This window comes from Micromonospora sp. DSM 45708 (genome assembly GCF_039566955.1).
Taxonomy (GTDB): Bacteria; Actinomycetota; Actinomycetes; order Mycobacteriales; family Micromonosporaceae; genus Micromonospora.
This window is the reverse complement of sequence record NZ_CP154796.1, coordinates 5,643,723-5,669,534: the sequence shown is the minus strand read 5'-3', so window position 1 is coordinate 5,669,534 and position 25,812 is coordinate 5,643,723. Positions and strand designations below refer to the sequence as shown.

Below are 25,812 nucleotides of genomic sequence, written 5' to 3'. Positions count from 1 at the left end.
AGGAGGATACTGTGTGGAGTCTGCGCAAATCCCGGTTCGGTGCGTCAGTAAGCGTAACCATTTTGGTTGTTGCTACGGCGGGTGTTTCTCTGGCCTTCTCTTCACCGGCTTCTGCCTCGTGTAGTCACTCCCATCGCGTGGCATCCCACAACGGCCCGTTAACGGTTACTGGAGATAGCGTCGCCATTCGCACTGGCCCGCACACGAGTTGCGGCTTGGTGGAGCGACTGGCTGCCGGCACGTATATGACCCCGCATTGCTGGACGTATGGGGATACGGTCACGAGGGGCAGCTCCTCGTCCTCCACTTGGTCCTATGTTTCCTTCTTTGGCACAGGTAGCCCTGAGGGGTGGATGTCAGACTTGTACCTGAGCGGCGTTGGTGCAGACAGCCCGTGCTGATCATCCGAGGCGGAGAATGATGGTGTCGGTGTAAAATTCCGAAACTATTTTCCCGCTTGGTCTTACCCATCGCCTGCGATCTGAAAGCTTTTGCTCATTTCATTGAAGATGGGCTTACTCTCGGCGAAATTCGCCTCGGTCGAGGACAAATAGAACGAGTACATCTTCCCGTCGCTCAGCGCGGCTTGCCAGATGCCATGGCGCTTTCCGTCGCCGTCCCCGCAGGTGTACTCGAACTGCACGCCGGGTCTGCCGGCGATCTCCTTCTCGGTCAGAGCAATTTCCTGGTACGGCTTCGCGCAGTTAGTACTCTTTGAGCGAAGGAAGTTCTGCGCGCTCTCGGCCCACCTGGTCGGCGTTCCTCGCCACTTCTCGGCGATGATCCGCACCTTACGACCCTCGTCCTGGGGGTCGACAAAGTCGACGAATGACTGCCCGGTCGCCTTGTTCCAGCCCTTCGGCACCATGACGCGGACGCCCTTGGCCGAGACTTCCTGCATCTCCGGCGGGGCAGCGGCCGAGTTCGACGGCAGCGTGCCGACGATCGCGGGCGGCGCGTCGTCGCCGCCACTGGTCAGCGCGATCACGCTAACAAGCAGCACCACCGCCAGGCCGCCGGCGGCGAGCTGCACCTTGCGGGGCCACGCCTTCACGCGGCCGAGCAGGCTCTTCGCGCCGCCGGGCGTGCCACCGCCCCCGGCCGGCGCGGTGGCCGGCGTGGTCCATGGCTGGCCGGTGCCCGGCACCGACCACTTCGCGCCACCGCCGTACACCGGCTGGGTGGCGTCGGCGCTGCCGCCGTAGGTGGCCGGCGTGCCGGTGGGGATGTGCTGCGTGGCGTCCGTGCCCGGGCCCAGCCGGACGGTCGGGTCCGACGAGATGCGCTGGGTGGCCTCGGGCGCGTCCGGCCCGGACATCGCGCCGGTGGGGGTGTGCAGCGGGCCGGCGAGCGCGTCGGCGCTGGTCTCGTCGAGCGCCGCGGCGCCGGTCGCCGGCTTCGCGGTGGGCCGCTCCCCGCGCCGCAGCGCGGCGAGCCGGTCGGTGAGCGACTCGCTCGGGCCGATCATCGCCCGGCCGCCGATCTGCCCGCTCGGCTTCGGCTCCGGCGCGGCCGGCGGCGGCGTGGTCGGGCGCGGCACCGGCACCACCGCGTACGGGTCGGTGACCGAGTTGACCGCGGTGGCGGTGCTGGTCAGCGGGCCGGCGAGCAGCTCGCGCAGCATGGCGCGGGCCCGGTGCACGTCCAGCCGGCGGGCCGGGTCCTTCTCCAGCAGGCCCATCAGCACGCCGGTGAGCGGGCCGCTGCGCTGCGGCGTGGCGGGCGGGTCCTCGACCACGGCGTGCATGGTCTCGATCGGGTCGCCCTTGTCGAACGGGGGTCGGCCCTCGACCGCGGTGTAGAGCGTCACGCCGAGCGAGAACAGGTCACTGGGCGGGCCGAACTCCTGGCCCATGGCCCGCTCGGGGGAGATGAAGTGCGGCGAGCCGAGCACCATCCCGGGCGTGGTGAGCTGCACGTCGGTGGGCATCCGGGCGACGCCGAAGTCGGTGAGCACGCAGCGGCCGTCGGAGCAGATCAGCACGTTCGCCGGCTTGACGTCGCGGTGCAGGACGCTGAGGGCGTGGGCCACCTCCAGCGCGCCGAGCAGCGCGATGCCGATCTTGGCGACCGCGCGCGGCGCGACCGGCCCGTCCTCGATCACCATGTCGGCCAGGCTGCGGGCGTCCAGCAGCTCCATCACGATCCACGGCCGGCCACCCTCGGTGACCACGTCGTAGACCTGCACCACGGCCGGGTGCTGGATCGCGGCGGCGGCGCGCGCCTCGCGCAGCGTCCGTTCGTAGAGCGCGTCGCGGTCGCTGGGGGCGAGCCCCGGCGGGAGGACGACCTCCTTGACCGCCACGTCACGGCGCAGAAGTGTGTCTGTGGCCCGCCAGACCGTGCCCATGCCGCCGTTGCCCACCGGGGAGCGCAGCGAGTAGCGACCACCGATGGTGGTGCCGGGCGCCGCGCGTCCAGTGGGGGGACTGGCCGGTCCGCCGCTCCACGTCGGAATCTGAGTCACAGAAAAGCCACCGGGGGATATCGAGGGGGCTGGGACACAACCCCTCTATCTTGCTGGTTCCGACGCCCGATGCGAAACCCGACGCGGCGGGCGTTTACCTACTCGACGGTATGTGGCCAGCTACTCACCTCCGGTGGGCCGCCGGTCCGGTGTGCGGTATCCCTCACCCACCGAGCGGCGACCGCGTCCTACCATCCGGTAATGAGTGATGCGCGGTCAAGCGAGTCGGGTTTCCCGATCAAGGGCGTCTACACGGCGGCCGACCTTCCGGCGGACCTGGACTCCCGACTCGGTGAGCCGGGCGAGTACCCGTACACCCGCGGGGTCTACCCGACGATGTACACGTCGCGGCCGTGGACCATGCGGCAGTACGCCGGCTTCGGCACCGCCACCGAGAGCAACGCGCGCTACCACCAGCTCCTGCGGGCCGGCACGATGGGCCTGTCGGTCGCGTTCGACCTGCCCACCCAGATGGGGTACGACTCGGACGACCCGATCGCGCACGGCGAGGTGGGCAAGGTCGGCGTCGCCATCGACTCCATCGAGGACATGCGCACGCTCTTCGGCGGGATCCCGCTGGACCAGGTCTCCACCTCGATGACCATCAACGCCCCCGGCTCGGTGCTGCTGCTGCTCTACCAGCTCGTGGCGGAGGAGACCGGGGTGCCCGGCGCGGCGCTCAACGGCACCATCCAGAACGACATCCTCAAGGAGTACATCGCGCGGGGGACGTACATCTTCCCGCCGAAGCCGTCCCTGCGGCTGGTCGCCGACACCTTCGCCTACTGCCGGGCCGAGGTGCCGAAGTGGAACACCATCTCCATCTCCGGCTACCACATGGCCGAGGCCGGCGCCTCCCCCGCCCAGGAGATCGCGTTCACGCTGGCCAACGGCGTGGAGTACGTCCGGGCGGCGCTCGCGGCCGGGCTGGCCGTCGACGACTTCGCGCCCCGGCTGTCGTTCTTCTTCGTGGCCCGCACCACGCTGCTGGAGGAGATCGCCAAGTTCCGCGCGGCCCGCCGCATCTGGGCCCGGCTGATGCGCGACGACTTCGGCGCGAAGAACCCGAAGTCGATGATGCTGCGGTTCCACACCCAGACCGCCGGCGTGCAGCTCACCGCGCAGCAGCCGGAGGTCAACCTGGTCCGGGTGGCGGTGCAGGGTCTGGGCGCGGTGCTCGGCGGCACCCAGTCGCTGCACACCAACAGCTTCGACGAGGCGATCGCGCTGCCCACCGAGAAGGCGGCCCGGCTGGCGCTGCGGACCCAGCAGGTGCTGGCGTACGAGACGGATCTCACCGCCACGGTCGACCCGTTCGCCGGGTCGTACGTGATCGAGGCGATGACCGACGAGCTGGAGGCGGCGGCCGTCGAGCTGATGGACCGGGTGTTCGACCACGGCTCGGCGGTGGACGCCATCGAGGCCGGCTTCCAGAAGCGGGAGATCGAGCAGTCCGCGTACCGGATCGCCCAGGAGATCGACGCGGGCGAGCGGGTGGTGGTCGGGCTCAACCGGTTCCGGGTCGACGAGGAGGAGCCGTACGAGCCGCTGCGGGTGGACCCGTCGATCGAGGCGGCCCAGGCGGAGCGGCTGGCCAAGCTGCGCACGGAGCGTGACTCGGGAGCGGTCGAGCGGGCGCTGACCGAGCTGCGCGCCGCAGCCGAGGGTGACGCCAACGTGCTCTATCCGATGAAGGAGGCGCTGCGGGCCCGGGCCACGGTGGGCGAGGTCTGCGGGACGCTGCGCGGCGTGTGGGGCATCCACCGGCCGAGTGACCGGTTCTGAGACGTCCCCGACGGCGGCCCCGCCGAGGCACCCGGTGCCCGGCGCGGGCCGCCGTCGCGTCCGGGGCGGGTGTGCGATTTCCGAATGCGGGTAACCCGATCGGGTGAACGGGACGGACAGCATGTGCGGTCGGTGAGCGGACGGCCATGTCACCGTCGGGAGTCGCCCGGCAGCCGACGGTTGTCGGGCAATTGTCGGAGTGGCAGTTAATTGCCGCGACTAATGCGACAATTCGGAACGACCACTCGGCTTTTGGTAATCGATGAATCGGTTACGCGTTGTAGGAGGTGGGGGGCAGATGACGGCGTCCGACCGCGATCTACCTGCTGTCCCGCAGATATTCGAGCGCTCCCACCAGGGCATTCGTGACGCTGCGCGGTCCGACCGCTACCAGAAAGACGTTGCGCAGCGTCACCGTCGGGGGTCTAGGCTGTCTGCTGTTCTGCCCGATGATCCATCCCTCTCAAGTGATCGAGAATTCGACGTGACGAGTGCGTTGACGCTGCCCTCGGGCGGCCCGCTGGCGTCGTCCCGGCCCGAGGCGCCGACCGGTTCCCAGCCCCTGCCCTTCGAGCTCGACCATCTGCTCGCGCTGCGGGTACCCGGTCTCATCGCGACCCGCCGTCACATCCACTCCCACCCGGAACTGTCGGGCGAGGAGTTCGAGACGGCCGCCCTGGTGCACCGGGAACTCTCCCTCGCCGGGTTGAGCCCGCGCCTGCTGCCGAAGGGCAACGGCGTCATCTGCGACATCGACGGCCGCCCCGACGGGCCGGTGGTCGCGCTCCGCGCCGACATCGACGCGCTGCCGCTCAGCGACCCGAAGGACGTGCCGTACCGCTCGACGGTGGACGGCGTCTGCCACGCCTGCGGCCACGACGTGCACACCGCCGTGCTGCTCGGCGTCGGCATGCTGCTCGCCCAGCTCGCCGACCTCGGCCAGCTCGACGGCCGGGTGCGGCTCATCTTCCAGCCGGCCGAGGAGATCCTGCCCTGCGGCTCGCTGGAGGTCATCGAGGCCGGCGGCCTCGACGACGTGGTGCAGATCTTCGCGCTGCACTGCGACCCGAACCTGCCGGTCGGCAAGGTCGGCCTGCGGGTCGGCCCGATCACCGCCGCCGCCGACAACGTCACCGTCCGGCTCACCGGGCCGGGCGGGCACACCGCCCGGCCGCACCTGACCGTCGACCTGGTCGACGCGCTCGGCCGGCTGGTCACCGAGGTGCCGACGCTGATCAGTCGCCGGGTGCCGGCCAACAGCGGGCTGCTGCTGGTGTTCGGCCACGCCTCCGCCGGCACCCGCTACAACGTCATCCCCTCCGAGGCGTCCGCCGCCGGCACGCTGCGGGTGATGGACCGGGAGACCTGGGAGCAGGCCCCCAAGATCGTGGCCCAGGTGGTGCGCGACGTGCTCGCCCCCACCGGCGCCACCGTCGACCTGGAATACCTGCGCGGTCGCCCGCCGGTGACCAACGACGCCGGGGCCATCGGCGTGCTCACCGCCGCCACCGCGTCGGCGCTCGGGCCGGAGGGCATCGCCGAGACGCCGCAGAGCATGGGCGGCGAGGACTTCTCCTGGTACCTGGAGCACGTGCCCGGCGCGCTCGCCCGCCTCGGCGTCGGCCGGAACGGTCCCAACGTGGACCTGCACCGGGCCTCCTTCGACGTGGACGAGCGCGCCATCGAGGCGGGCGTACGCCTCATGGTCCAGACCGCGCTGCGGGCACTGGCGGCGGCGCGCTGACCGGACCGCCGCCCGGCCCGACCGGCGGCGGTCCCACCGGGTACGGGCCGGGCGGCGGCGTCCGCCGGGCCCGCACCCGCCGCCGCCACCGCAGCAGCAACCACAGCGGTACGCCGATCACCACCGCGAACGGCAGCACGGCGCCGAGCACGGTGAGCAGCACGCGTACCGAGGTGAGGAACACCGCCCAACCGCCGCCCAGCCCGGAGAGGAAGCCGAGGTCGGCACCCTCCTCGGCGGTGCTGGCGTCCCGACCGAGGAACGTCACGGTGATGGTGGAGAGCGCGGTCAGGTCGGCCAGCCGGCGCTTGCGCGCCTCCAACGCGGCCAGATCCGCCTGCCGGGTGCCCACCTCGTTCTCCAACGTGACGAGCTGATCCACAGAACTCGCCTGGGCGAGCAGCTTGCGGGCGCTCTCCACCCGGGCCCGCTGGGTGGCGATCCGGGCGTCCAGGTCGACCACCTGCTCGGTGACGTCCTCGGTGCGGATCTCCCGGCGCTCCTGCCGGCCGTAGCCGGCGAGCTGGTCGATCACACCGGCGAACCTGTCCGCCGGCACCCGCAGCGTCAGCACCGCCCGGGCGTCCGCCGACGAACTCGACCGCCGGTCGCCGCCGACGAAGCCGCCGACCGCGGTCACCGCCCCGGTCGCCTCCCGCGCCGCGCGGTCCACGTCGTCCACCCGCACCTGCATCGTTCCGGTGTAGATGATCGACCGCTGGTCCACCCGCAGGTCGGCGCCGCCGGTCCCGCCCGGCGCCGCCTGGTCGCGATCCGCGCCGCCCTCGGCCGCCTGCGGCGCCCGCGCCGCCGAGTCGCCGCCGCTGTCCCCGCCCGCGCTGCACGCCCCCACCGCCAGCACCGCGACCAGGCCCACCGCCACCAGGGACCCGCCCCGGAGTCGTCGTCCGCCCATTCCCCGCTCCGATCGTCGACGGCCCCGCCAGCCGGGACCGATACCTCGGACGCGACGCGAGGTCGCGCCGGTTCCGGCAGACTGCGCTGAGGACGTCACGATTCGATATTGGAGGAGTCACGATGCGGCTCACCAAGTACGCCCACTCCTGTCTCCGGCTGGAGCACGACGGGGCAGTGCTGGTCGTCGACCCCGGTGTCTTCAGCGACGCGTCCGAGGCGCTGGACGGCGCGGACGCGGTGCTGGTCACCCACGAGCATCCGGACCATGTGGACGTCGCCGCGCTGACCCGGGCGCTGGCGCGGCGGGCGGTGCCGGTGCACGGGCCCGCCTCGCTCGCCGGGGTCCTCGGCGACGCCGCCGAGGCGCTCGTGGTGGTCACGCCGGGCGAGTCGTTCACCGCCGCGGGCGTGCCGGTGCGCGCGTACGGGGGCCAGCACGCGGTCATCCACCCGGACATCCCGGTGATCCAGAACCTGGGCTACCTCCTCGGCGACACGGTCTACCACCCGGGCGACGCGCTGGTCGCCCCCGACGACGTCCAGGTGGACACGCTGTTCGCCCCGATCCACGCGCCCTGGTCGAAGTTCTCCGAGGTGCTCGACTTCGTCCGCGCGGTCGCCCCCCGCCGCGCGTACGCGCTGCACGACGGGCTGCTCAACGCCAACGGCCTCGGCCTGCTGGACCGGCAGTACACGGCCATGTCCGGCACCGACTACCGCCGTCTGGAGCCGGGCACCCGGATCGATGCCTGACGTTCCGGCCGAGGTGGTCCGGCAGCTCTACGCCACGCCGCCGGACCGGTTCGTCGCGGCCCGGGACGCCGCCGTCGCGCAGGCGCGCCAGGCGGGCGATCCGCGTACCGCCCGGGAGATCGGCCGACTGCGCCGGCCCACGGTCGCGGCCTGGCTGGTCAACCTGCTCGCGATCCGGCGACCCGAGCTGGTCGCCGACCTGGCCCGGCTCGCCGACTCGCTCCGCGCCGCACAACGCGACCTGCGCGGCGGCAAGCTGCGGGAACTCTCCGCCCAGCGGCGCGCCGTCGTGGGCGCGCTGGTCGCCGAGGTACGCAAGCTGGCCGCCGCCGAACCCGCCGCGCCGCCGGCCGGGAAGCTGCCGCTGGGCGAGGTGGAGGCGACGCTCAACGCCGCGCTCTCCGACATCGAGGTGGCCGAACAGGTACGCGCCGGCCGGCTGCTGCGGGCCAGCCACTACGCCGGGTTCGGCGAGGTGCCCCGCCCGCAGCTCCGGCTGGTGACCGGCGGCGAGGAGGAGACCGGCGTACCGCAGCGGGCCGGGAGGTCCGGCGTACCGGACGGGGCCGGGAAGTCCGGCGTACCGGACGGGGCCGGGAAGTCCGGCGTACCGGACCGGGCCGGGAAGTCCGGCGGACCGGACGGGGCGACCGCGCGGGCCGACGCGCGCCGGGCCCGCGACGAGCGGGCGGCGCGGGCCGAGCGGGCCGCCCGGCGACGGGCGGCGACCCGGGAACTGGCGAAGGCCCGCGCGGACCTGGACCGGGCCGAGCAGGAGCTGGCCGGGGCGGGTACGGCCGAACGGGACGGCGTGGCGGCGCTGGACCGGATCGAGACCGAGCTGGCCGAGTTGGAGCGCCGCCGGGCCGTGGCCGAGCAGGAGCTGAGCCGGGCCCGGCTGGCCCGCCGGGGCGCGGAACGGACGCTCACCGCCGCCCGTCGGCGTGCCGGCGAGGTGGAGGCCGTGTTGGAGGCGCTCGACGCCGAAGAGGGGGATGCCGAACGCGGTGACGACCGGGCAGACTGAGCGTGATGAACGGCCACGGTGGACGGACGGCGGATCGCCGATGACTCCCGAGCAGGTCGTGGCCGCCAGCAAGCCGCTGGTGCTGGAACTCGGCGAGGCGTTCTCCCGATGCCCGTCCACGCTGCGCCGGGCCCGGCTGCTCGGCATCTCCGGGTGGGCCTTCTACATCACCGGGCGGGCCGGCGCGCTCGGTGACGTCCGCGCCGAGACGGTGGCCGCGACGCTCGGCTTCATCGCCCCGGAGGCGGTCGCGGACGGCTGGGACGCCTCGGCGCGGACGGTGCCGCCGCTGGAGGTGGCCGCCGCCAACCTGGCCGAGTGCTGCCGGTGGGGAACGGCCCGGCTGGGCGACGCACCCGGCGTGGCCCGGCTCGCCGGGTTGCTCGGCCGTGCCGTCGACGCGGCGGACGGCAGCGCCATGCCGCTCTTCGCCGCCTGGCGGGCCATGCCGATGCCGGCGCCCGAGCCGTCCGCCGGCGCCCGCGCGGCCGTCGGCCTGCTGCTGCTGCGCGAGCACTTCGCCGGGGCGTACCTGCTGGCGGTGCGGGCCGCCGGGCTGACCCCGCTGGAGGCGGTGCTGGCCGGGCCGGAAGGGGAGGCGGGCGCCGCCGCCTGCGGGTGGGCGCCGCCGTACCCGCCGATCGGGCCGCTGGTGCGGCGCCGGATCTGGGCCGAGGCGGTGACCGACCGCCTGGTGTCCCCGGCGTTCCACGCCCTCGGCCCGGCCGGCGGCACGGAGCTGGTCGAGCTGCTCACCGCCGCGCGGCGGCACGCCCGGGGCGGATAATTGGGAGGCGCGACGGTCGGCCCGGCTGCCAGGATCGGCCGCGTGACGCTCCCCGCCGGCTGGACGGCCCGCCGCCCCACGCTCGACGACGTCCCCGCGATCCTGGCGGTGGTGCATGCCGCCGACACGTTCGCCGTGGGATACCCGGACTTCGACGCCGACGACGTGCGGGACGCGCTGACCGCGCCGTTCGTCGACCCGGCCCGGGACTCCTGGCTGGTCACCGACCCGGCCGGGACGGCGGTCGCCTGGTCGATCCTGAGCAACCCGACCGGCGTGGGCCGGGAGTGGGTGGACGTGTTCGTCGATCCGGCCCGGGGCGTCGAGCTGCGCGCCCCGCTGCTGGCCCGGCTGCTCGACCGCGTCGCCGAACGGGCCGCCGAGCGCGGCGTGCCCGCGCTGACCGCGCGCACCGGCTTGTGCGCACCGGAGACCCGCTGGGCGGGCGAGCTGGTCGAGGCCGGGTTCCACCGGGTCAAGCGGTACGTCCGGATGAGTCGCCCGCTGGCCGACCTGCCGGCCGAGCCGCCCCCGCCGGCCGGGGTGACGGTCCGGCCGCTGCGCCCCGACGACGAGGCCGACCTGCGGCTGTTCCACCGGATCCACGACACCGCGTTCCGCGACACGCTCGACTACGAGCCGCTCGACTTCGCCCGCTGGCGGGAGCTGATCCCGGCGTACGGCAAGGTCTGGGACGAGTGGTTCGTGGCCGCTGTCGACGGCGAGCCGGCCGGGGCGTTGCAGTCCTCCGACCAGGCGGTGGAGCACGGCGCGGGCTGGGTCCGGACGCTGTCCGTGCTGCCGGCCCACCGGCGGCGCGGGGTGGGTGCGGCGCTGCTGCGCCGGGCCTTCGCGGTCTACGCGGCCAAGGGGCGCGTCCGGGCCGGGCTGGGCGTGGACCTGGCCAACCCGACCGCCCCGGTCACGCTCTACCGCTCGGTCGGACTGGTGGAGGAGCGCTGGACCGACCTGTACGAGCGGAGCGTGACCGCCCCGGGGGTGTGACCCGGGACCCCCGTGCCGGGGTCGCCGAGCGGCCGGCCAGTCGTCCGGCGCACACTGTCGGGGTGGGAGACGCGCTACGCGGACGCTGTGCCGGTGGGGCGGGACCGCAGCTCGGTGACGTAGTCGTCCGGCGCGCCCGCCTTCTCCGCCGCGTTCGCGATCTCCGACAGGTACCACGACGTCGGCAGGCCGCCCTCGTAGCCGTCGAAGACGTAGACCCACGCGGTCACGTCCCCGTCCAGCGTCGAGACGCGGACGGTCAGCTTGCGGTACGTCCCGGCGGTCACGCCCTCGATCTCGTCGAGCTGGGCGGCGTCGTACGGGTGGATGTCGTAGAGCGCCACGAAGACCCGGTCGCCCGGGGACTCGACCACGGTGCTGACCGAGCCCTCCCAGCCGATGACGTCCTCGCCCGCGAAGGTGAGCCGCCACCCCTCCAGCCAGCCGGTGCCCACCATCGGCGAATGCGGGCAGTAGGCGCGCATGCGAGCGGGGTCCAGGTTTGAGCCGTAAGCGGCGTAGAGACGCACGGCGATGACGATAGCCCGGTCTGCGGGTGGGGGAGAATACGACGGTGCGTGTCGGACACGACGGGGAGAAGAAAGTCACTGTGAGCACGGACGAAAGGATGGCTCCGTGAGCCAGATCGTGATCATCGGCGGTGGACCGGCCGGGTACGAGGCGGCGCTGGTCGCCGCCCAGCTGGACGCCGATGTCACAGTGGTCGAGGCGGAGGGCGCCGGCGGCGCCTGCGTGCTCTCCGACTGCGTACCCTCGAAGACCTTCATCGCCAGCTCGGAAGTGGTCACCGGCTACCGGGACACCGAGGAGTTCGGGGTGCACTCCGACGGCCTGGAGGCGGTCACGGTCGACGCCCCGGCGGTGCACGAGCGGGTCAAGCGGCTCGCCCTGGCCCAGTCCGCCGACATCCACGCCAAGCTGGTCAAGGCCGGGGTGGAGTTCGTCGCCGGGACCGCGCGGCTCGGCGAGGACAAGCTCGGGCACACCCACCAGGTGATCGTCGCCCCCGCCGACGGCGGGGCGCGGTACCCGATCGACGCCGCCACCGTGCTGGTCGCCACCGGCGCGACCCCGCGCCAGCTCCCCACCGCGCTGCCCGACGGCGAGCGCATCCTGACCTGGCGCCAGGTGTACGACCTGCCCGAGCTGCCCGAGCACCTGATCGTGGTCGGCTCCGGCGTCACCGGCGCCGAGTTCGCCAGCGCCTACCTGGCCATGGGCGTCCAGGTCACGCTGGTCTCCAGCCGGGACCGGGTGATGCCGCACGAGGACGCCGACGCCGCGATGGCGATCGAGCGGGTCTTCCGCAACCGGGGCATGAGCATCCTCAACAACTCCCGGGCCGAGGCGGTCCGCCGGGTCGGCGACGGCGTGGAGGTGGTGCTCTCCGACGGCCGGCAGGTCTCCGGCTCGCACGCGCTGATCGCGGTCGGCTCGATCCCGAACACCGCCGACCTGGGCCTGGCGGAATACGGCGTCGAGCTGGCCCGGGGCGGCTACGTCACGGTCGACCGGGTCTCCCGCACCAACGTGCCGGGCGTCTACGCGGCCGGCGACTGCACCGGCGTGCTGCCGCTGGCCAGCGTCGCGGCGATGCAGGGCCGGATCGCGATGTGGCACGCGCTGGGCGAGGCGGTGCGACCGCTGCGCCTGCGTACCGTCGCGGCGAACGTCTTCACCGACCCGGAGCTGGCCACCGTCGGGGTGTCGCAGGACGAGGTGGACGCCGGCAAGACCCCGGCCCGCCAGGTGATGCTGCCGCTGTCCGGCAACGCCCGGGCGAAGATGGACGACCTGGCCGACGGCTTCGTGAAGCTGTTCTGCCGGCCGGCCAGCGGTCAGGTGATCGGCGGCGTGGTGGTGGCGCCGAAGGCCAGCGAGCTGATCCTGCCGATCACCATGGCGGTGGAGAACAACCTCACCGTCAACGAGCTGGCCCAGACCATCACCATCTACCCGAGCCTGTCCGGCTCGATCACCGAGGCCGCCCGCCAGCTCATGCTGCACGAGCTGGAGTGACGCCTGAGGGAGCGGTCGCGGTTGTCGCTACGGCCACCACCACTGCGCGATCAAAGGAATCGGCGATCCTGTCATCTGTATCCGAGCGGTATGAAAGCCCCTCATCGGGCCGGACTTACCGACGCACCGTTCTCCGGCAGACACGCCGCACGTCGGGCAGGGCTCGCTGACCCTCTTCACGATCACGTTGGGGTGTGGGAAAGCCTCCGACAGACTATTGCGGTCAATCCTCTTGGCCATCAACTGGGATGTAGGCCCATCCCATCACCCATCAGGGGGTAGCCGCTCGGCTGTCTCCTTCTTGCTGTGCCCGTCTGCGGGCAAGGGAGGAGACGACCAGTGCACACCATCGAGGGCATCACCTACCTGACCGTCGCGGAGGCGGCGGCGCGGGGCTGGGCCAGCGGCACTCAGTACGTGCTCTGCCGATGCGACTGCGGCAACGACAAGCGGGTAGGGCTTCAGAACCTCGCTCGCGGCCTGCTCGTCAACTGCGCCGACCGCGGCCGGCATCCCGATCCCAGGGTCCGGCGAGAGCAGCCGACCGACTACGACTCAGCACACAAGCTGGTCAACACAAGGTCAAGGGCAGCGCCACCGCCCACCGCTGCCGGTGCGGGAAGCAGGCCGAGCAGTGGGCGTACTCCCACGCTGACCCCGACGTCCTGCGCGATGGCGACGGCAGAGAGCAGGGCAAGGCGTTTAGCCCGAATCCCGCCCACTACTCGCCGATGTGCCGTAGCTGCCACGCCCGATTCGACCGGGCGCACGCCCGCATCTTCGGTGACCGGCTCTCGCTGTTCCATCACGTGCTCTGGATGGCCACCGCCCCGGACGACGAACCGACGAAGAGTTGATCGAAGTGCGCCTATCGACCCTGAAGCCGTGGCACCGCATAATCCGGGGACGAGCCCCTACGCCGCCAGGGATACAGGGTCGATAGGCGTCCTGATCACTCCTACACGGTGGCAAGATGGCCGCTGCTATCACTGGGCGGTGGGGAGAATCGGGCGCAGAGGGTCATGCCCCCCCGGCGGCATACTCCCTCGCCCTGCTGGGTTGTGTTTCAATCACGGCCATGAGCGAGGCCAACACTCAAGGCTCTGCAAGCGAGCTGGTCGAGTGGTTGCTAGGGGGCAGGGTGGGGCGGCTAAGGCGTAGAGGCCGACGGCAAGACGTCATCGGCTTCCATCTGGTGGCTGACTTCGGCGATCTACCAGACCTCCGTGAGGTGGGCGATTACCTGCGGAATCTTGATGTCCTCTGGTCCTACTGCCTTGAGCTGGCCATCCTTGACACGAAGGACAAGGATGGCGAGCGGGCTCGGGAACTCCTCGCCGATGCTGAGCGCTTCAGGCTCGGCGACCGGATGCTCGTCGACGAGGCGGTGCCCTCGTTGGGCAGTCCGGATGAAGGCGAGATAGCGCTCGGTCCCGACGAGGCCTACCACCTGTTCATGCGGCAGAGGGGAGCGCGAATCCAGGTCCGGCGTCTGACCATGGCCAGTCCGCTTGACGTGCTGCTCGAAGCCTCGCTCGGCGAGGTCAAGTGGGCCGGATATGTCGCTGGTGGCTTGGTCGCTCTCGAACGGCTCTGCCAGTTGGTGATGAACTGGCAAACGCACCGACTCGATCTAGCCGAACGGCGGGCGGCGCTTACGACTCACCAGGGGCCCGAGCGGGTCGGGACTGAGATTGCGAGCCAGCTATCTCCCCATGGCATAAGGGTGATGCCGCAAGTACAGGACGGTTGGAACACCTCTGATCCAGTTAGCACGCTGGCGGATCGACGGCTGATTCAAGGTCGTGCAATCCCCCCCGACTCCAACCGATGAACCGAGCGAACAGCGCTTGCGGTGGCGGTGCCTCGTTCGGGTTGAGCCGGTGCAGGTCGATCGCTGCTTCGTAGAGCTGCCCGCACAGGTAGACCGACATGCCCACCCGATCTCCGCCGTACTCGGCGACCAGGGCCAGGCGGGCGACCGCGCATGGCCACGGGTGAGCACACCGCTTGCAGAGCCAGATCGGACGCACTGGCAGGTGCGGGCGGCCGGCGCGGCTCATGCCGGCACCGACGCCGCGACGCGTGGCCGGCGGCGGCCGGTGGGTGATGCCGGAGCGGAGGCAGTGAGCCAGCGGAGTCCGGCCGGCTGTACGAATAGCTCCCGCTTGGCGACCGCCTCGCCCATGGCGTTCAGCTCGTAAGCCTCGATCCATGTCCAGCCGTCATAGCAGTGCCGGTCCGTAATCTCTCGGATGACGCGGATGATGATCGGGCGAACGAACTGCACGCTTGCGGCGCGGGTCAGGTGCAGGACGTCTCCGCCCTTGATCGGGCCAGTAGTTGCCGGCACGCTTCCCCCTCTGTCGTTGGGAAGGGGTCGCCCCTGGTTGCTCGCCCACGGGGGCGACCCCGGGCACCGCTCCCGCCTGGCATCGGGCCTCCACCGGGTAGCGCCGCTCAACCATCACCCTGCCGAGAGCTACGGGATCAGTACACAGCGTTGATGTATGGTGCCGAGATATCTGGGACGTCCATAGAGGAGGCGGGATGAACCATGTACTTCAGGCGGCGATGGTTGAGGCTGGCGAGACAGCCGAGAGTCTTGCAGCTCAGACCGGCGTAGACCCGAAGACGGCAGCCCGTTGGATCTCCCCGGGACGTGTGCCGCAACCACGTCGACGCGCGCAGGTGGCCATGCTCCTTGGCCGGGACGTTGAGGATCTATGGCCCGATGTCCTGAAGCGTCGTGAGCCGCAGTGGCTACGCGAGTGGGTCGACTGGGAGCGGGAGGCCGTAGCGCTCCGCTGGTTCGAGCACTGCTGGATACCTGGCCTGCTTCAGACCGAGGCGTACGCACGGGCGACGCTTGCCGGTGAGGCGCTGACTCCAGCGGAGGTAGACGAGTTGGTCGCCTCCCGCATCGAGCGACAAGCCATCCTGCGTCGGGAGCGCCCACCTTTGTTCGTCGCCGTGGTCTTCGGTGGCGTGCTCTACCAGTCCGCGTATGGAGACCGCGAGCTGATGCGGGAACAGGTCGAGCACCTTGCCCGCTGCGCGGCCCTCCCCACGGTGCAGGTGCACATCGTTCCCAGGGACATAGGCATGTATCCGGGGCTAGGCGGAGGCTTCATCCTCGCCGAGCTGCCCAGCGGTGAGCATGTCGCGCATGTCGACAGCCAGGGGCCGGCGCAGATCGTAAATCAGGCTGCAGACGTTGCTACCCTCAGTCGTAGGTGGGAGCGCATCAGGGGTGAAGCCCTCTCCCGCAACCAGTCCCTAGACCTGATCAGAGAAGCGGCAGGATCATGGACATGACCGGTGCGCAGTGGCGCAAGAGCACGAAGAGCGGCAACAACGGTGGCTCGTGTGTCGAGGTCGCCGACAACCTCCCGGGCGTGGTCCTGGTCCGGGACACCAAGGACCGTGACGGCGGAACCCTGGCCTTCGGGCCGGCATCCTGGCAGGGCTTCGTCAACCTTGCCAAGGAGATCGGCGTGGCCTGACCACAGGTCAAGCGCAGCCCCAGCATCCTGATGGGTGCCGGGGCTGCTTGGCGTTGGGCACGTGAGAAATAGTTGTCACTATCCTGCCCTGTTGAATCGAACGTGCGAATAGCCGTCCGATATGGTGTCTCGGGCGCACGACACGAAACCCGAACCACTCTCCGAGAAGCAGGCCGGCACACCCGTCCTGATGCGCGCGGGGGACGGTCCCCCGGCCTCTGAAAATCGGGGAGGGTGGAGAGTGACGACGCGCCGCAAGGGGCTCTCGGGCCCCAAGAAGTACCGGCCGACCAACGCCAACCGGTGGCGGGAGGTCGCGGAGTGGGCGGCACTGATACTCAAGGTGCTTACCTACGCCGCAGCGCTGGCGGTGACGCTGGCTGGAGGTGGATGCGGGCCCAACTGACCAACCGGTAGTTGGACCCACACCCGACGGAGGAAGGGCCCTCGCCTCGTGGCTGCCATACCTGGCGGGGGTTCCTCTGCACTGCAGTGCACTGTTGTGCACTGCACTGTCTCACTCTGTCTCAGACGATACACAACGCGGAAGTATGCCGAGCGGCAACGTAGCGCCATTTTTCTGCACCGTGTAGCGAGGCAGTGATCATGCTTGGCTACTCGGTGACGCTCCCGGACCACCTGGTGAGGTCTGCCCTTGCGTACAAGTCAGCGTTACCGCTCTTGCCCCTCACTCCCGGTACCTCGCCTACGCGCCGCTGTAGCCGCTTCTTCGCGGCCTCGTAGGACCAGGGGAGCACTCCGGTCTCTACCGCTTGGCGTAGCGTCAGGAAGTCCCCGGCGGGGCTTGAAGTTGACGAGTTGTCCGATGGTGGCGTTCAACTCTTCGCAGATGACCAGCACGCGGGGGCCGCAGTCCCAGTCTTCGGCCTCGTGCATGGCCAGGGTGTTGCGCTCGTCGGCGAGCGCGGCCAGGCGCACGAGCGCGTCATGCATCTGCGCCGAGCGGGTGCAGTAGTCGACGCCGGCCAGGTTGAGGGCCCAGCGGTGCGAGCCCTTGCGGTCGAGGATGACCACTCGTCCGCCTCGGTTGAGTATGTTCCCGCACCTGCCGGGCCCGTCTTCTCTTGAGTCCCTGACCCCCCTTTCGCGGTGGCGATCAGGTAGATGACGGCGGCGGCCACGAGATTGGCAAGCACGTTTACACCGACGTCACGCATGAAGCGCTTGAACCGGTCACCGGAGGGCTCTGCCGCGGCGCTCATGCCTCTGCCATAGAGCGGTTTCGCTATCCGGCCGGCCCGGTGCCGCTGGCGTAACGCTGCGAACCAGCCTAGAGGTGAAGTTCGCCGGTCGCGGCCAGGGCGCAGCGACCGGTGAGCCTGGTCCCCTCGGGCGCGACGTCGATGGTCAGGACCGACGGGCGGCCCATCGCGCTGCCCTGAAGGAACCGCACCCGGTCGCCGACGAGCCCACGGCGGTGCAGGTGGGCGGCGAGCGGACCGGCCGCGGTGCCGGTGGCTGGATCCTCGTCTATCCCGACGGTCGGGTTGAAGAACCGGCAGTAGGCGTCGTGCCCGGCACCTGCGTCGCTGGACTGGCTGTATACGTAGCAGCCCTCGGCCCCGAGGTCCGCCAGGACCCGGGCCAGGGCCGGCCCGTGAGGGTCAACGGCGTCGACGTCCCGGGGAGAGGCCAGGGCGACGAGCAGATGGGTGCTGCCGACGGACCCGGTGACCGGGGAAAGCGTCGGGTCCAGGCGTAGCGGGTCGCTCCCGGTGAGCGCCTCGCCCAGCGTCTGCGCCGTCACCGGTGCCTCGGCCAGCTCGACCGGCCCCTGGTCGAGACCGATGGTGAGCACCCCGTCGTCGGTGTCGATGTGCACCGGCAGCGCCCGGCCGCCGAGCTGCTGGACGGCTCCCGGTGCACGCGCGGCACCGATCGTGACGAGCCACCACCAGGCGCCGAGCGCGTTGTGGCCGGCCCCGCCCACCTCATCGCCGCCGGGCGTGAAGGACCGCAGCGAGTGGTCGGCCCCCGGCAGGGTGGGGCGAGAGACGAACGTGGTCTCGGAAAGGTTGAACTCGACGGCGATGGCGGCCATCTGCGCGTCGGTGAGATCGTTGGCGTCGGTGACGACCGCGAGCGGGTTGCCGGTGAGCGGACGGTCCGCGAAGACGTCGACCACGGCGTACGGGTGGGTGTTCCGGTTCCGGCCCGCGTCCGGCGTCACTGATCGAGGAGTGTCCACGCGGTGACGCTAACCATTCGCGTCAGGTCAGGTCGAGCCGGTAAGGCCCGCTGCTTCCGCCAACTGGGCCTGTGTCATGCCCAACTGCTTACGGATCTCCGCCAACTGTGCGCCGCTGACCGAGGCCAGCAACTGCTCCCTGAGCCGGCTGCGGCGGGCCACCCGGTCGGCGTCGTCCCAGGAGGGGTCGACCTCCCGAGCCTTCGCCTTGACGTCGCGCCAGTTCGCCCAATCGGTCATGTCCGGTCTTCCTTCGAGCTGATCAAGTGTTCCCGAGGGCCGGGACCTAGTCGATCGAAGCCTCGGCCCGGGCCGGCGGGTCCGGCTCCTCGCCGGCCCGGTCGGGCCGGGCACCGTCGACCGCGGCCAGCATCTGCTTCCTGAGCTGCCGGCGCCGGGCCACCCGCTCGGGGTCGTTCCAGGTGGGATCGAGTCGCCGGGCCTGCGTCCCGACGTCGCGCCAGTTCGTCCCGTCATTCATGATCGGTTCTCCTCCGCTGTGGTCACGTGCTCGTGGTGTCGCTCCGGCCGGCTGGGGCTGCCGGGTGCTGAGCCAGGTCATCACCCAGCCGGCCGCCGCGAACCCGAGCGCGGCCAGGCCGCCGATCAGCAGCAGCCGCCAGCCCGACTGGGTGAGCGCCCGACCGCCCAGGTGACCGACGAGCGTGCCGTAGCCGGCCCAGCCGACGGCCGCCACCGCCTCGTAGCCCAGGAAGAGGCGGTACGGGTAGCGGCTGCGGCCGGCCGAGAAACAGGCCGCCATCCGGCCGCCGGGCACGAACCGGCAGAGCAGGATCACCAGCGGTCCGGGCTCGCGCAGCCGGCGGGTGGCCCGGGTGACGGCCCGACGGGCCCGCCCCGGCGTCGCGTCCCGGGTCACCCGTCGGGTCGGCGTGGTGCGGCCGAGCAGGTAGCAGGCCAGGTCGCCGACGAAGACGCCGGCCGCGCCGACCGCGATGGTGAGCGGCAGGCTGAGCCCGCCGTAGACGGTCAGCGCGCCGGTGGTGATCATGACGATCTGGGTCGGCACCACCGGAACGAAGGCGTCGGCGACCAGCAGCGTCAACAGCAGCGCGTACGCCCACATGGGCGACGCGACGCCGGCGATGAGGTCAGCCATGACCGCCGCCGGGGATCGGGCGGGGCGGCGGATCCGAGCGCACCGGCGTACCGTTGACGGGACGCGGCACCGGTGCCGTCGGGTCCCCCGTTCCCGATGCCCGAGCCGCCGCGGGTCGCCGGCAGGTCCCGTGCCGGCGACCCGCACCCGGCCTTCGCTGTCGGGCCTGCGACAGCACGCCTCCCTGAGCGCCCTCCCTCGATACGATCTTGGGCCTTAGCAGCAGCAATCGCGCACAGGAGGCTCCATGGTTTCCACCCTGCTCCGGGGTGTGTTCGCTCTGACCCTGGCGATCGGCGGCGGCACGGCCGTCGCGGTCGCCCCGGCGGAGGCGGCGGCCAAGACATACAAGAACTGCACCGAGCTGAACAAGACCTACAAGCACGGCGTCGGCAAGAAGGGCGCGAAGGACAAGGTGCGCGGCACCACCAAGCCGGTCACCAACTTCACCGTGTCCAACACCGTCTACGCGAAGAACACCCACCTCGACCGGGACAAGGACAGCGTCGCCTGCGAGAAGCGCTGACCCGCCACCGGCGGCGCGGCCCGGAAAAGCGGTCGCGCCGTCCGGTCGGCCGGCCGTACGGTCACCGCATGCGCAGCGCGGTGAGGACCACGACGCCGGGAGTTCCCGGCGCGCCGCACTGACGTTTCCGTCGACGAGGCCCCGGGGCGATCCGCTCCGGGGCCTCGCGGCGTTCCGGACCAGCTCGCCTCCGGGTCGTACCCGATCAAGGAGAGCGACATGATCGACCACCGTAGGCTCGGCCGGGACCTGGAGCTGTTCGTCTCCGATCCGCTCGCGGGCGCCGGCCTGCCGATCTGGCTGCCGGCCGGCGCCGCCGCCCGGCACGCCGTCGAGGAGTACGTGCGGGAGCTGGAGCGCCGGGCCGGATACCGGCACGTCTACTCGCCGCCGCTGGGCAAACGGGAGTTGTTCGAGCGGTCCGGGCACCTGGACTTCTTCGCCGACGACATGTTCCCGCCGATGCGCCTGAGCGCCGACGACGAGTTCGTGCTGCGCCCGGCGCTCTGCCCGCACCACGCGCTGGTGTTCCGCGCCCGCGGCCGGTCCTACCGGGAGCTGCCGCTGCGGGTCGCCGAGCTGGGCGGAATGTATCGGGCAGAGCGTTCCGGCGTGCTCGGCGGGCTGTCCCGGGTGCGGGCCATCTCGCTGAACGACGCGCACAACTTCTGCGCGCTGGAGCAGGTCGGCGACGAGGTCCGGGAGATCCTGCGGCTGATCGGCGAGGCGCACGCCGCGCTCGGCGTCCGGCCGGCCGGGTTCCGCCTGTCGCTGCGCGGGCCGGGGCAGCGGTACGTCGGCGACGACGCCGGCTGGGCGCGGGCCGAGGAGCTGCTGCGCGCCGCGCTCGACGGGGTGGACGCCGTCGAGGTGCCCGGCGAGGCCGCGTTCTACGGGCCGAAGATCGACATCCAGATCATGGACGCGGCCGGCCGGGAGTCGACCATCTCCACCGTGCAACTCGACTTCGACAAGCCGGAGCGGTTCGACCTGTCGTACACCGACTCGGACGGGCGCCGGAAACGGCCGGTGATGGTGCACCGCAGCCTCGTCGGCAGCATGGAGCGGCTGTTCGCGTACCTGATCGAGGTGCACCAGGGCGCGTTCCCGGCCTGGTACGCCCCGGTGCAGTTGCTCCTGCTCCCGGTCGACGACGCGCAGGCCGGGGCGGCCCGTCGGCTGGGCCGGGAGGCGGAGGCGGCCGGCCTGCGCGTCGAGGTCGACGCCGGCGGCTCGCTCGGTGCGCGCATCCGGGACGCGTCCCGCCGGCGCGTCCCGTACGTCGGGGTGGTCGGCGCCCGGGAGGCCGCCGACGGTGCGGTGTCGCTGCGCCTGCGCGACGGGCGCGGGCTGGACCCGATGGCCGGCGCGGACGCGCTGACCCTCATCGGTGCCGTGGTCGCGAGCCGGTCGGCCGGCCTGCTCCCGCCGGCCTGACCCGGCCGCGCCGCCCGGGTGACGGGCCGTCACCCGGGCGGCGCGCGGTGTCCGGGCTGTCGCCGGGTCCACGTCAGTTCCCGGCCGGCGCGCCGGCGGGACGCATCCCGACCGGCGGGCCGGCGGGCGCCGGCGCCGGCACCTCGTCGGAGACGACCGCGCCGGTGAACTGCGCCCGGTAGAGCCGGGCGTACGCGCCGTCGGCGGCCACGAGCTGGTCGTGGGTGCCCTGCTCGACGATCCGGCCCCGCTCCATCATCAGGATCAGGTCGGCGTCGCGGATGGTGGACAGCCGGTGCGCGATGACGAAGCTGGTCCGGTCGGAGCGCAGCGCCGCCATGGCGCGTTGGAGCAGCACCTCGGTACGGGTGTCCACCGAGCTGGTCGCCTCGTCCAGGATCAGCAGCGACGGCTCGGCCAGGAACGCCCGCGCGATCGTGATGAGCTGCTTCTCGCCCGCGCTGACGTTGCTGCCCTCCTCGTCGATCACGGTGTCGTAGCCGTCCGGCAGGCTGCGCACGAACCGGTCCACGAACGTGGCCCGGGCGGCGGCCAGGATCTCCTCCTCGGTGGCGTCCGGCCGCCCGTAGGCGATGTTGTCCCGGATGGTGCCGCCGAAGAGCCAGGTGTCCTGGAGCACCATCCCGATCCGGCCACGCAGGTCGTCCCGGCGCATGGTGCTGATGTCCACCCCGTCCAGCGTGATCCGCCCGGCGTCCAGCTCGTAGAAGCGCATCACCAGATTGACCAGCGTGGTCTTGCCGGCCCCGGTGGGCCCGACGATGGCCACCGTGTGGCCCGGCTCGGCGACCAGGGAGAGGTCGTCGATCAGCGGCTTCTCCGGGTCGTAGCGGAACGAGACGTGGGCGAACTCGACCCGGCCGTGCGGGTCGGCGATCCGGGCCGGCTCGGCCGGGTCGCGGGTCTGCTCGTCGGCGTCGAGCACCGCGAAGACCCGCTCGGCCGAGGCCACCCCGGACTGGAGCAGGTTCGCCATCGACGCGACCTGGGTGAGCGGCTGGGTGAACTGCCGCGAGTACTGGATGAACGCCTGCACGTCGCCGAGGCTCATCGCGCCGGACGCCACCCGCAGGCCGCCGACCACCGCGATCGCGACGTAGCTGAGGTTCCCGATGAAGAACATCGCCGGCATGATGATCCCGGAGACGAACTGCGCGCCGAAGCTGGCGTCGAACAGCTCGTCGTTCTTGGTGCGGAAGGCGGCCTCGACCTCCTTCTGCCGGCCGAACACCTTGACCAGCTCGTGCCCGGTGTAGGCCTCCTCGATCTGCGCGTTCAGCTCGCCGGTGTGGGTCCACTGCGCGATGAACTTGCGTTGCGACCGCTTGGCGATCTGGCCGGTGACGATCACCGACAGCGGGATCGCGACCAGGGCCACCGACGCCAGCAGCGGCGAGATCCAGAACATCATTCCGAGTACGCCGACGACGGTGAGCAGCGAGGTGAGCAACTGGCTCAGCGTCTGCTGGAGCGTCTGCGAGATGTTGTCGATGTCGTTCGTGACCCGACTGAGCAGCTCGCCGCGCGGCTGCCTGTCGAAGTACGGCAGCGGCAGCCGGTTGAGCTTGTCCTCCACGTCCGCGCGCAGGCGCAGCACGGTGCGCTGCACCACGCCGTTGAGCACCCAGCCCTGCGCCCACATCAGCACGCTCGCCAGCACGTAGAGCGCGACCGCGAACGCCAGCACCCGACCCAGCCGGGGGAAGTCGATGCCGGCGCCGGGCACCACGTCCATCCGGGCCAGCATGTCGGCGAAGTTGCCGTTGCCGGAGGCCCGGGCCGCGGCCACCGCCGCCTCGGTGCTGGTGCCGGGCGGCAGTTGCCGGCCGATCACCCCGTTGAAGATGATGTCGGTGGCGTGGCCGAGCACCTTCGGCCCGACCACGCTGAGCCCGACGCTGGCCAGCGCCAGCGCCAGCACCCCGGCGAGCGGGAGCCGGTGCGGCCGGAGCCGCCCCAGCAGCCGGCGGGCGGACGGCCCGAACCGCATCGCCTTCTCGGCCGGCATGCCCATGCTCATGTGCGGCGGGCCACCGGGCCGCCGCCCGGCCGGCGGTAGCCGCTTCGGCTCGCCCCCCTGCTGCTGGGGTAGGGCGGTCATGCTCTTCTCACGGCCCTCGCTGCGCTCGGTGCGTTCGCTCATGCCGTGCTGGCCGGGCATGCCCTCACGGCCCTCGCTGCGCTCGGTGCGTTCGCTCATGCCGGCACCCCCGCGGTCTGCTGGGACGCCACGATCTCGGCGTACGTCGGACAGTTCTCCAGCAGTTCCTCGTGTCGTCCCATGCCGACGACACCCCCGTCCTCGAGCACGATGATCTGGTCGGCGTCGATGATCGTGGAGACCCGCTGGGCCACGATCACCACCGCCGCGTCCGCGGTGACCGGCTTGAGGGCGGCCCGCAGGCGGGCGTCCGTGCCGAGGTCGAGCGCGGAGAAGGAGTCGTCGAAGAGGTAGATCTCCGGCTTGCGTACCAGCGCGCGGGCGATGGCCAGGCGTTGCCGTTGGCCGCCGGAGACGTTCGTGCCGCCCTGCGCGATCGGCGCGTCCAGCCCGCCCGGCATCTCGGCGACGAAGTCGCGCGCCTGGGCGATCTCCAGCGCCGTCCACAGGTCGGCGTCGGTGGCCGCCGGGTTGCCGTAGCGCAGGTTGCTCGCCACCGTGCCGCTGAACAGGTACGGCCGCTGCGGCACCAGCCCGATCCGGCGCCACAGCTCGTCCGGCGCCAGCTCGCGGACGTCCACGTCGTCGACCAGGACCGCGCCGGCGGTGGGGTCGACCAGCCGGGGGATCAGCGTCAGCAGCGTGGTCTTGCCGGCGCCGGTGGACCCGATGATCGCCGTGGTCCGGCCCGGCCGGGCCCGGAACGAGATGTCGTGCAGCACCGGCGCGGTGGCGCCCGGGTACTGGAAGCCGGCGCCGCGCAGCTCCAGCTCGCCGCGGCCGGAGACCTCGGTCACCGGGTCCGGCGACGGCACCACCGACGAGTCGGTGTCCAGCACCTCCTGGATGCGTTCGGCGCAGACCGCGGCGCGGGGCACCATCATCAGCATGAAGGTGGCCATCATGACCGCCATCAGGATCTGCATCAGGTAGGCCAGGAACGCGGTGAGCGCGCCGATCTGGATCTGACCGGAGTCGACCCGGGCCGCGCCGAACCAGAGCACCGCGACGCTGGAGACGTTGAGCACCAGCATCACGATCGGGAAGATCAGCGCCTGGAGCCGGCCGATGCGCAGCGCGGTCGCGGTCAGCTCGGTGTTGGCGACCGCGAAGCGGTCGGTCTCGTACGGCTCGCGGACGAAGGCCCGGACCACCCGGATGCCGGTGATCTGCTCGCGCAGCACCCGGTTGACGGTGTCGATCCGGGTCTGCATGAGCCGGAAGCCGGGCACCATCCGGCGGATGATCAGGCCCAGCGCGACGGCCAGCACCGGCACGCAGACCAGCATCAGCCAGGAGAGCCCGACGTCCTCGCGCAGCGCCATCACCACGCCGCCGATGCTCATGATCGGCGCGGCCACCAGCATGGTGCAGCTCAGCAGCACCAGCATCTGCACCTGCTGGACGTCGTTGGTGTTGCGGGTGATCAGCGACGGCGCGCCGAACCGGGCGACCTCGCGGGCGGAGAAGCGGTTGACGTGGCCGAAGATGGCACCGCGGACGTCCCGCCCGAAGCCCATCGCGGTGCGGGCGCCGAGGTAGACGGCGGCGATCGAGCAGGCGATCTGGAGCAGGCTGACCACCAGCATCCACCCGCCGGTACGCAGGATCTGGTCGGTGTCGCCGCGGGCGACGCCCCGGTCGATGATGTCGGCGTTCAGGCTGGGCAGATAGAGCGAGGCCATCGTGCCGACGAACTGGAGCGCCACCACGGCGGCCAGTGGTCGTCGGTACGGGCGTAGGTGCGTCTGGAGCAGGCGGATCAGCACGGATGTCTCCCCGTTGGCGACTCGGTGTCGGACTCGCTGTCCCGGTTCAACCGACGGAGGTCCCCGTCGGACATGCCGGTGATGATTTCGGTCAGGAATTCGCGGATGATCGCGCGCTTGGCCGGGTCGGCGTCGACCGACGTCAGCGGGCGGTCGCTGTGGATCATGTCGATGATGGCGCGGGCGTGCTCGTGCCCCTTGTCGGTGAGCGTGAGCCGGACGGTGCGCCGGTCCTCGGGGACGCGCCGCCGGCTGACGAAGCCGTCCCGCTCCAGCGTGTCCACGATGCCGGTGAGCGTCGCCGGTCGGACGAAGCACAGCTCGGCCATCTCCCGGTGGGTGGCCTCGCCGGAGCGCAGCAGGATCATCAGCACCCGCATGCCGGCGGAGGTGAGGCCGTGGTGCTCGGCCAGGTAGCGCCCCCAGTGCTGCTCGACGACGTGGCCGGCGATGGAGATGAGCCGGCCGAGCGGCGCGTGCTGCAACGCGTCGGGGAAGCGGACGAGCGGTCCCATGTTCACGGCCGTCAGATTAGCG

At 71.5% G+C, this 25,812-nt stretch carries 25 protein-coding genes; 13 read left to right on the top strand and 12 right to left on the bottom strand.

What is annotated here, in order from left to right; translation table 11 throughout:
• Positions 1 to 463: 463 nt before the first annotated feature.
• Positions 464 to 2,467, bottom strand: coding sequence for a serine/threonine-protein kinase (locus VKK44_RS24375; RefSeq protein WP_343443531.1), 2,004 nt, complete (start codon positions 2,465 to 2,467; stop codon positions 464 to 466).
• 201 nt (positions 2,468 to 2,668) lie between these two features.
• Here VKK44_RS24375 and VKK44_RS24370 point away from each other — a divergent pair, with 201 nt between their 5' ends.
• A complete protein-coding gene (locus tag VKK44_RS24370) occupies positions 2,669 to 4,252 on the top strand; it encodes an acyl-CoA mutase large subunit family protein (RefSeq protein WP_343443530.1) in 1,584 nt (527 codons plus the stop codon).
• Between the two features lie 484 nt (positions 4,253 to 4,736).
• Positions 4,737 to 5,996, top strand: a complete 1,260-nt coding sequence (locus VKK44_RS24365) for an amidohydrolase (RefSeq protein WP_343443529.1) — start codon at positions 4,737 to 4,739, stop codon at positions 5,994 to 5,996.
• Here the strand turns inward: VKK44_RS24365 and VKK44_RS24360 are convergent.
• Positions 5,953 to 6,912 (bottom strand): DUF4349 domain-containing protein, encoded by a 960-nt coding sequence (locus VKK44_RS24360; protein WP_343443528.1) that lies wholly within the window; start codon positions 6,910 to 6,912, stop codon positions 5,953 to 5,955. The genes VKK44_RS24365 and VKK44_RS24360 overlap by 44 nt on opposite strands.
• 122 nt (positions 6,913 to 7,034) lie before the next feature.
• Between VKK44_RS24360 and VKK44_RS24355 the strand changes: the two genes are divergently transcribed.
• From VKK44_RS24355 to VKK44_RS24340, 4 genes are read left to right on the top strand one after another with little or no spacing between them, the layout of a single operon-like run.
• Positions 7,035 to 7,667: an MBL fold metallo-hydrolase gene (locus tag VKK44_RS24355; protein WP_343443527.1), complete on the top strand. Its 633-nt coding sequence runs from the start codon at positions 7,035 to 7,037 to the stop codon at positions 7,665 to 7,667.
• A complete protein-coding gene (locus VKK44_RS24350; protein WP_343443526.1) occupies positions 7,660 to 8,694 on the top strand; it encodes a hypothetical protein in 1,035 nt (344 codons plus the stop codon). The genes VKK44_RS24355 and VKK44_RS24350 overlap by 8 nt, the downstream gene beginning before the upstream one ends.
• Positions 8,695 to 8,734: 40 nt before the next feature.
• Entirely contained in the window at positions 8,735 to 9,481 is a 747-nt protein-coding gene (locus VKK44_RS24345; RefSeq protein ID WP_343443525.1) for an SCO6745 family protein, read from the top strand.
• A gap of 42 nt (positions 9,482 to 9,523) precedes the next feature.
• The gene (locus VKK44_RS24340) at positions 9,524 to 10,486 is read left to right on the top strand and encodes a GNAT family N-acetyltransferase (RefSeq protein WP_343443524.1); all 963 of its coding nucleotides are present in this window, start codon (positions 9,524 to 9,526) and stop codon (positions 10,484 to 10,486) included.
• 74 nt (positions 10,487 to 10,560) lie between these two features.
• Here the strand turns inward: VKK44_RS24340 and VKK44_RS24335 are convergent, their stop codons facing one another.
• The gene (locus tag VKK44_RS24335; RefSeq protein WP_091670050.1) at positions 10,561 to 11,016 is read right to left on the bottom strand and encodes a gamma-glutamylcyclotransferase; all 456 of its coding nucleotides are present in this window, start codon (positions 11,014 to 11,016) and stop codon (positions 10,561 to 10,563) included.
• A 106-nt stretch (positions 11,017 to 11,122) separates the two neighbouring features.
• Here VKK44_RS24335 and VKK44_RS24330 point away from each other — a divergent pair, with 106 nt between their 5' ends.
• Complete coding sequence (locus VKK44_RS24330; protein WP_343443523.1) at positions 11,123 to 12,526, top strand: NAD(P)H-quinone dehydrogenase; 1,404 nt, start codon at positions 11,123 to 11,125, stop codon at positions 12,524 to 12,526.
• A 27-nt stretch (positions 12,527 to 12,553) separates the two neighbouring features.
• Here VKK44_RS24330 and VKK44_RS31050 read toward each other — a convergent pair whose 3' ends face one another.
• Positions 12,554 to 12,766, bottom strand: coding sequence for a zinc finger domain-containing protein (locus VKK44_RS31050; RefSeq protein WP_458351565.1), 213 nt, complete (start codon positions 12,764 to 12,766; stop codon positions 12,554 to 12,556).
• A gap of 491 nt (positions 12,767 to 13,257) precedes the next feature.
• Here VKK44_RS31050 and VKK44_RS24325 point away from each other — a divergent pair, with 491 nt between their 5' ends.
• Positions 13,258 to 13,383 carry a hypothetical protein gene (locus tag VKK44_RS24325; protein WP_343443522.1) on the top strand — a complete coding sequence of 42 codons (126 nt, stop codon included), beginning with the start codon at positions 13,258 to 13,260 and terminating at the stop codon, positions 13,381 to 13,383.
• A gap of 221 nt (positions 13,384 to 13,604) precedes the next feature.
• Positions 13,605 to 14,360: a hypothetical protein gene (locus VKK44_RS24320; RefSeq protein ID WP_343443521.1), complete on the top strand. Its 756-nt coding sequence runs from the start codon at positions 13,605 to 13,607 to the stop codon at positions 14,358 to 14,360.
• A 225-nt stretch (positions 14,361 to 14,585) separates the two neighbouring features.
• On the opposite strand, the gene VKK44_RS24310 is transcribed toward VKK44_RS24320, so the two are convergent.
• A complete protein-coding gene (locus VKK44_RS24310; RefSeq protein WP_343443519.1) occupies positions 14,586 to 14,879 on the bottom strand; it encodes a hypothetical protein in 294 nt (97 codons plus the stop codon).
• A gap of 197 nt (positions 14,880 to 15,076) precedes the next feature.
• Between VKK44_RS24310 and VKK44_RS24305 the strand changes: the two genes are divergently transcribed.
• Both VKK44_RS24305 and VKK44_RS24300 read left to right on the top strand, forming a co-directional pair.
• On the top strand, positions 15,077 to 15,844 hold the full coding sequence (locus tag VKK44_RS24305) for a DUF5753 domain-containing protein (RefSeq protein ID WP_343443518.1): 768 nt from the start codon (positions 15,077 to 15,079) through the stop codon (positions 15,842 to 15,844).
• Positions 15,841 to 16,032, top strand: a complete 192-nt coding sequence (locus VKK44_RS24300; protein WP_343443517.1) for a DUF397 domain-containing protein — start codon at positions 15,841 to 15,843, stop codon at positions 16,030 to 16,032. Before VKK44_RS24305 ends, VKK44_RS24300 begins: the two co-directional genes overlap by 4 nt.
• Positions 16,033 to 16,704: 672 nt before the next feature.
• Here the strand turns inward: VKK44_RS24300 and VKK44_RS24295 are convergent.
• The 4 genes from VKK44_RS24295 to VKK44_RS24280 all read right to left on the bottom strand — a co-directional run bounded on the left by VKK44_RS24295 (position 16,705) and on the right by VKK44_RS24280 (position 19,361).
• Positions 16,705 to 17,067 carry a hypothetical protein gene (locus VKK44_RS24295; protein ID WP_343443516.1) on the bottom strand — a complete coding sequence of 121 codons (363 nt, stop codon included), beginning with the start codon at positions 17,065 to 17,067 and terminating at the stop codon, positions 16,705 to 16,707.
• A 256-nt stretch (positions 17,068 to 17,323) separates the two neighbouring features.
• Entirely contained in the window at positions 17,324 to 18,241 is a 918-nt protein-coding gene (locus VKK44_RS24290; RefSeq protein WP_343443515.1) for a PhzF family phenazine biosynthesis protein, read from the bottom strand.
• Between the two features lie 27 nt (positions 18,242 to 18,268).
• A complete protein-coding gene (locus tag VKK44_RS24285) occupies positions 18,269 to 18,481 on the bottom strand; it encodes a helix-turn-helix domain-containing protein (RefSeq protein WP_343443514.1) in 213 nt (70 codons plus the stop codon).
• A 46-nt stretch (positions 18,482 to 18,527) separates the two neighbouring features.
• Entirely contained in the window at positions 18,528 to 19,361 is an 834-nt protein-coding gene (locus tag VKK44_RS24280; RefSeq protein WP_343443513.1) for a DedA family protein, read from the bottom strand.
• A 247-nt stretch (positions 19,362 to 19,608) separates the two neighbouring features.
• On the opposite strand from VKK44_RS24280, the gene VKK44_RS24275 reads away from it, so the two are divergent.
• Complete coding sequence (locus tag VKK44_RS24275) at positions 19,609 to 19,887, top strand: excalibur calcium-binding domain-containing protein (protein ID WP_343443512.1); 279 nt, start codon at positions 19,609 to 19,611, stop codon at positions 19,885 to 19,887.
• Between the two features lie 219 nt (positions 19,888 to 20,106).
• Positions 20,107 to 21,324, top strand: coding sequence for a threonine--tRNA ligase (thrS, locus tag VKK44_RS24270; protein WP_343443511.1), 1,218 nt, complete (start codon positions 20,107 to 20,109; stop codon positions 21,322 to 21,324).
• A 73-nt stretch (positions 21,325 to 21,397) separates the two neighbouring features.
• On the opposite strand, the gene VKK44_RS24265 is transcribed toward thrS, so the two are convergent.
• From VKK44_RS24265 to VKK44_RS24255, 3 genes are all read right to left on the bottom strand, one after another.
• Positions 21,398 to 23,446 carry an ABC transporter ATP-binding protein gene (locus tag VKK44_RS24265; RefSeq protein ID WP_343447886.1) on the bottom strand — a complete coding sequence of 683 codons (2,049 nt, stop codon included), beginning with the start codon at positions 23,444 to 23,446 and terminating at the stop codon, positions 21,398 to 21,400.
• Positions 23,447 to 23,541: 95 nt separating this feature from the next.
• On the bottom strand, positions 23,542 to 25,275 hold the full coding sequence (locus VKK44_RS24260) for an ABC transporter ATP-binding protein (RefSeq protein ID WP_343443510.1): 1,734 nt from the start codon (positions 25,273 to 25,275) through the stop codon (positions 23,542 to 23,544).
• Complete coding sequence (locus VKK44_RS24255) at positions 25,269 to 25,790, bottom strand: MarR family winged helix-turn-helix transcriptional regulator (RefSeq protein WP_343447885.1); 522 nt, start codon at positions 25,788 to 25,790, stop codon at positions 25,269 to 25,271. The genes VKK44_RS24260 and VKK44_RS24255 overlap by 7 nt, the downstream gene beginning before the upstream one ends.
• Positions 25,791 to 25,812 lie beyond the last annotated feature (22 nt).

What these genes read in the sequence shown, in the direction of transcription:
- VKK44_RS24370 (WP_343443530.1), top strand. Translation starts at nt 2,669, where the DNA reads ATGAGTGATGCGCGGTCAAGCGAGTCGGGTTTCCCGATCAAGGGCGTC.
- VKK44_RS24360 (WP_343443528.1), bottom strand. Translation starts at nt 6,912, where the DNA reads ATGGGCGGACGACGACTCCGGGGCGGGTCCCTGGTGGCGGTGGGCCTG.
- VKK44_RS24355 (WP_343443527.1), top strand. Translation starts at nt 7,035, where the DNA reads ATGCGGCTCACCAAGTACGCCCACTCCTGTCTCCGGCTGGAGCACGAC.
- VKK44_RS24350 (WP_343443526.1), top strand. Translation starts at nt 7,660, where the DNA reads ATGCCTGACGTTCCGGCCGAGGTGGTCCGGCAGCTCTACGCCACGCCG.
- VKK44_RS24345 (WP_343443525.1), top strand. Translation starts at nt 8,735, where the DNA reads ATGACTCCCGAGCAGGTCGTGGCCGCCAGCAAGCCGCTGGTGCTGGAA.
- VKK44_RS31050 (WP_458351565.1), bottom strand. Translation starts at nt 12,766, where the DNA reads ATGGCCAAGAGGATTGACCGCAATAGTCTGTCGGAGGCTTTCCCACAC.
- VKK44_RS24325 (WP_343443522.1), top strand. Translation starts at nt 13,258, where the DNA reads ATGTGCCGTAGCTGCCACGCCCGATTCGACCGGGCGCACGCCCGCATC.
- VKK44_RS24320 (WP_343443521.1), top strand. Translation starts at nt 13,605, where the DNA reads ATGAGCGAGGCCAACACTCAAGGCTCTGCAAGCGAGCTGGTCGAGTGG.
- VKK44_RS24305 (WP_343443518.1), top strand. Translation starts at nt 15,077, where the DNA reads ATGAACCATGTACTTCAGGCGGCGATGGTTGAGGCTGGCGAGACAGCC.
- VKK44_RS24300 (WP_343443517.1), top strand. Translation starts at nt 15,841, where the DNA reads ATGACCGGTGCGCAGTGGCGCAAGAGCACGAAGAGCGGCAACAACGGT.
- VKK44_RS24285 (WP_343443514.1), bottom strand. Translation starts at nt 18,481, where the DNA reads ATGACCGATTGGGCGAACTGGCGCGACGTCAAGGCGAAGGCTCGGGAG.
- VKK44_RS24280 (WP_343443513.1), bottom strand. Translation starts at nt 19,361, where the DNA reads ATGGCTGACCTCATCGCCGGCGTCGCGTCGCCCATGTGGGCGTACGCG.
- VKK44_RS24275 (WP_343443512.1), top strand. Translation starts at nt 19,609, where the DNA reads ATGGTTTCCACCCTGCTCCGGGGTGTGTTCGCTCTGACCCTGGCGATC.
- thrS (WP_343443511.1), top strand. Translation starts at nt 20,107, where the DNA reads ATGATCGACCACCGTAGGCTCGGCCGGGACCTGGAGCTGTTCGTCTCC.
- VKK44_RS24265 (WP_343447886.1), bottom strand. Translation starts at nt 23,446, where the DNA reads ATGACCGCCCTACCCCAGCAGCAGGGGGGCGAGCCGAAGCGGCTACCG.
- VKK44_RS24255 (WP_343447885.1), bottom strand. Translation starts at nt 25,790, where the DNA reads ATGGGACCGCTCGTCCGCTTCCCCGACGCGTTGCAGCACGCGCCGCTC.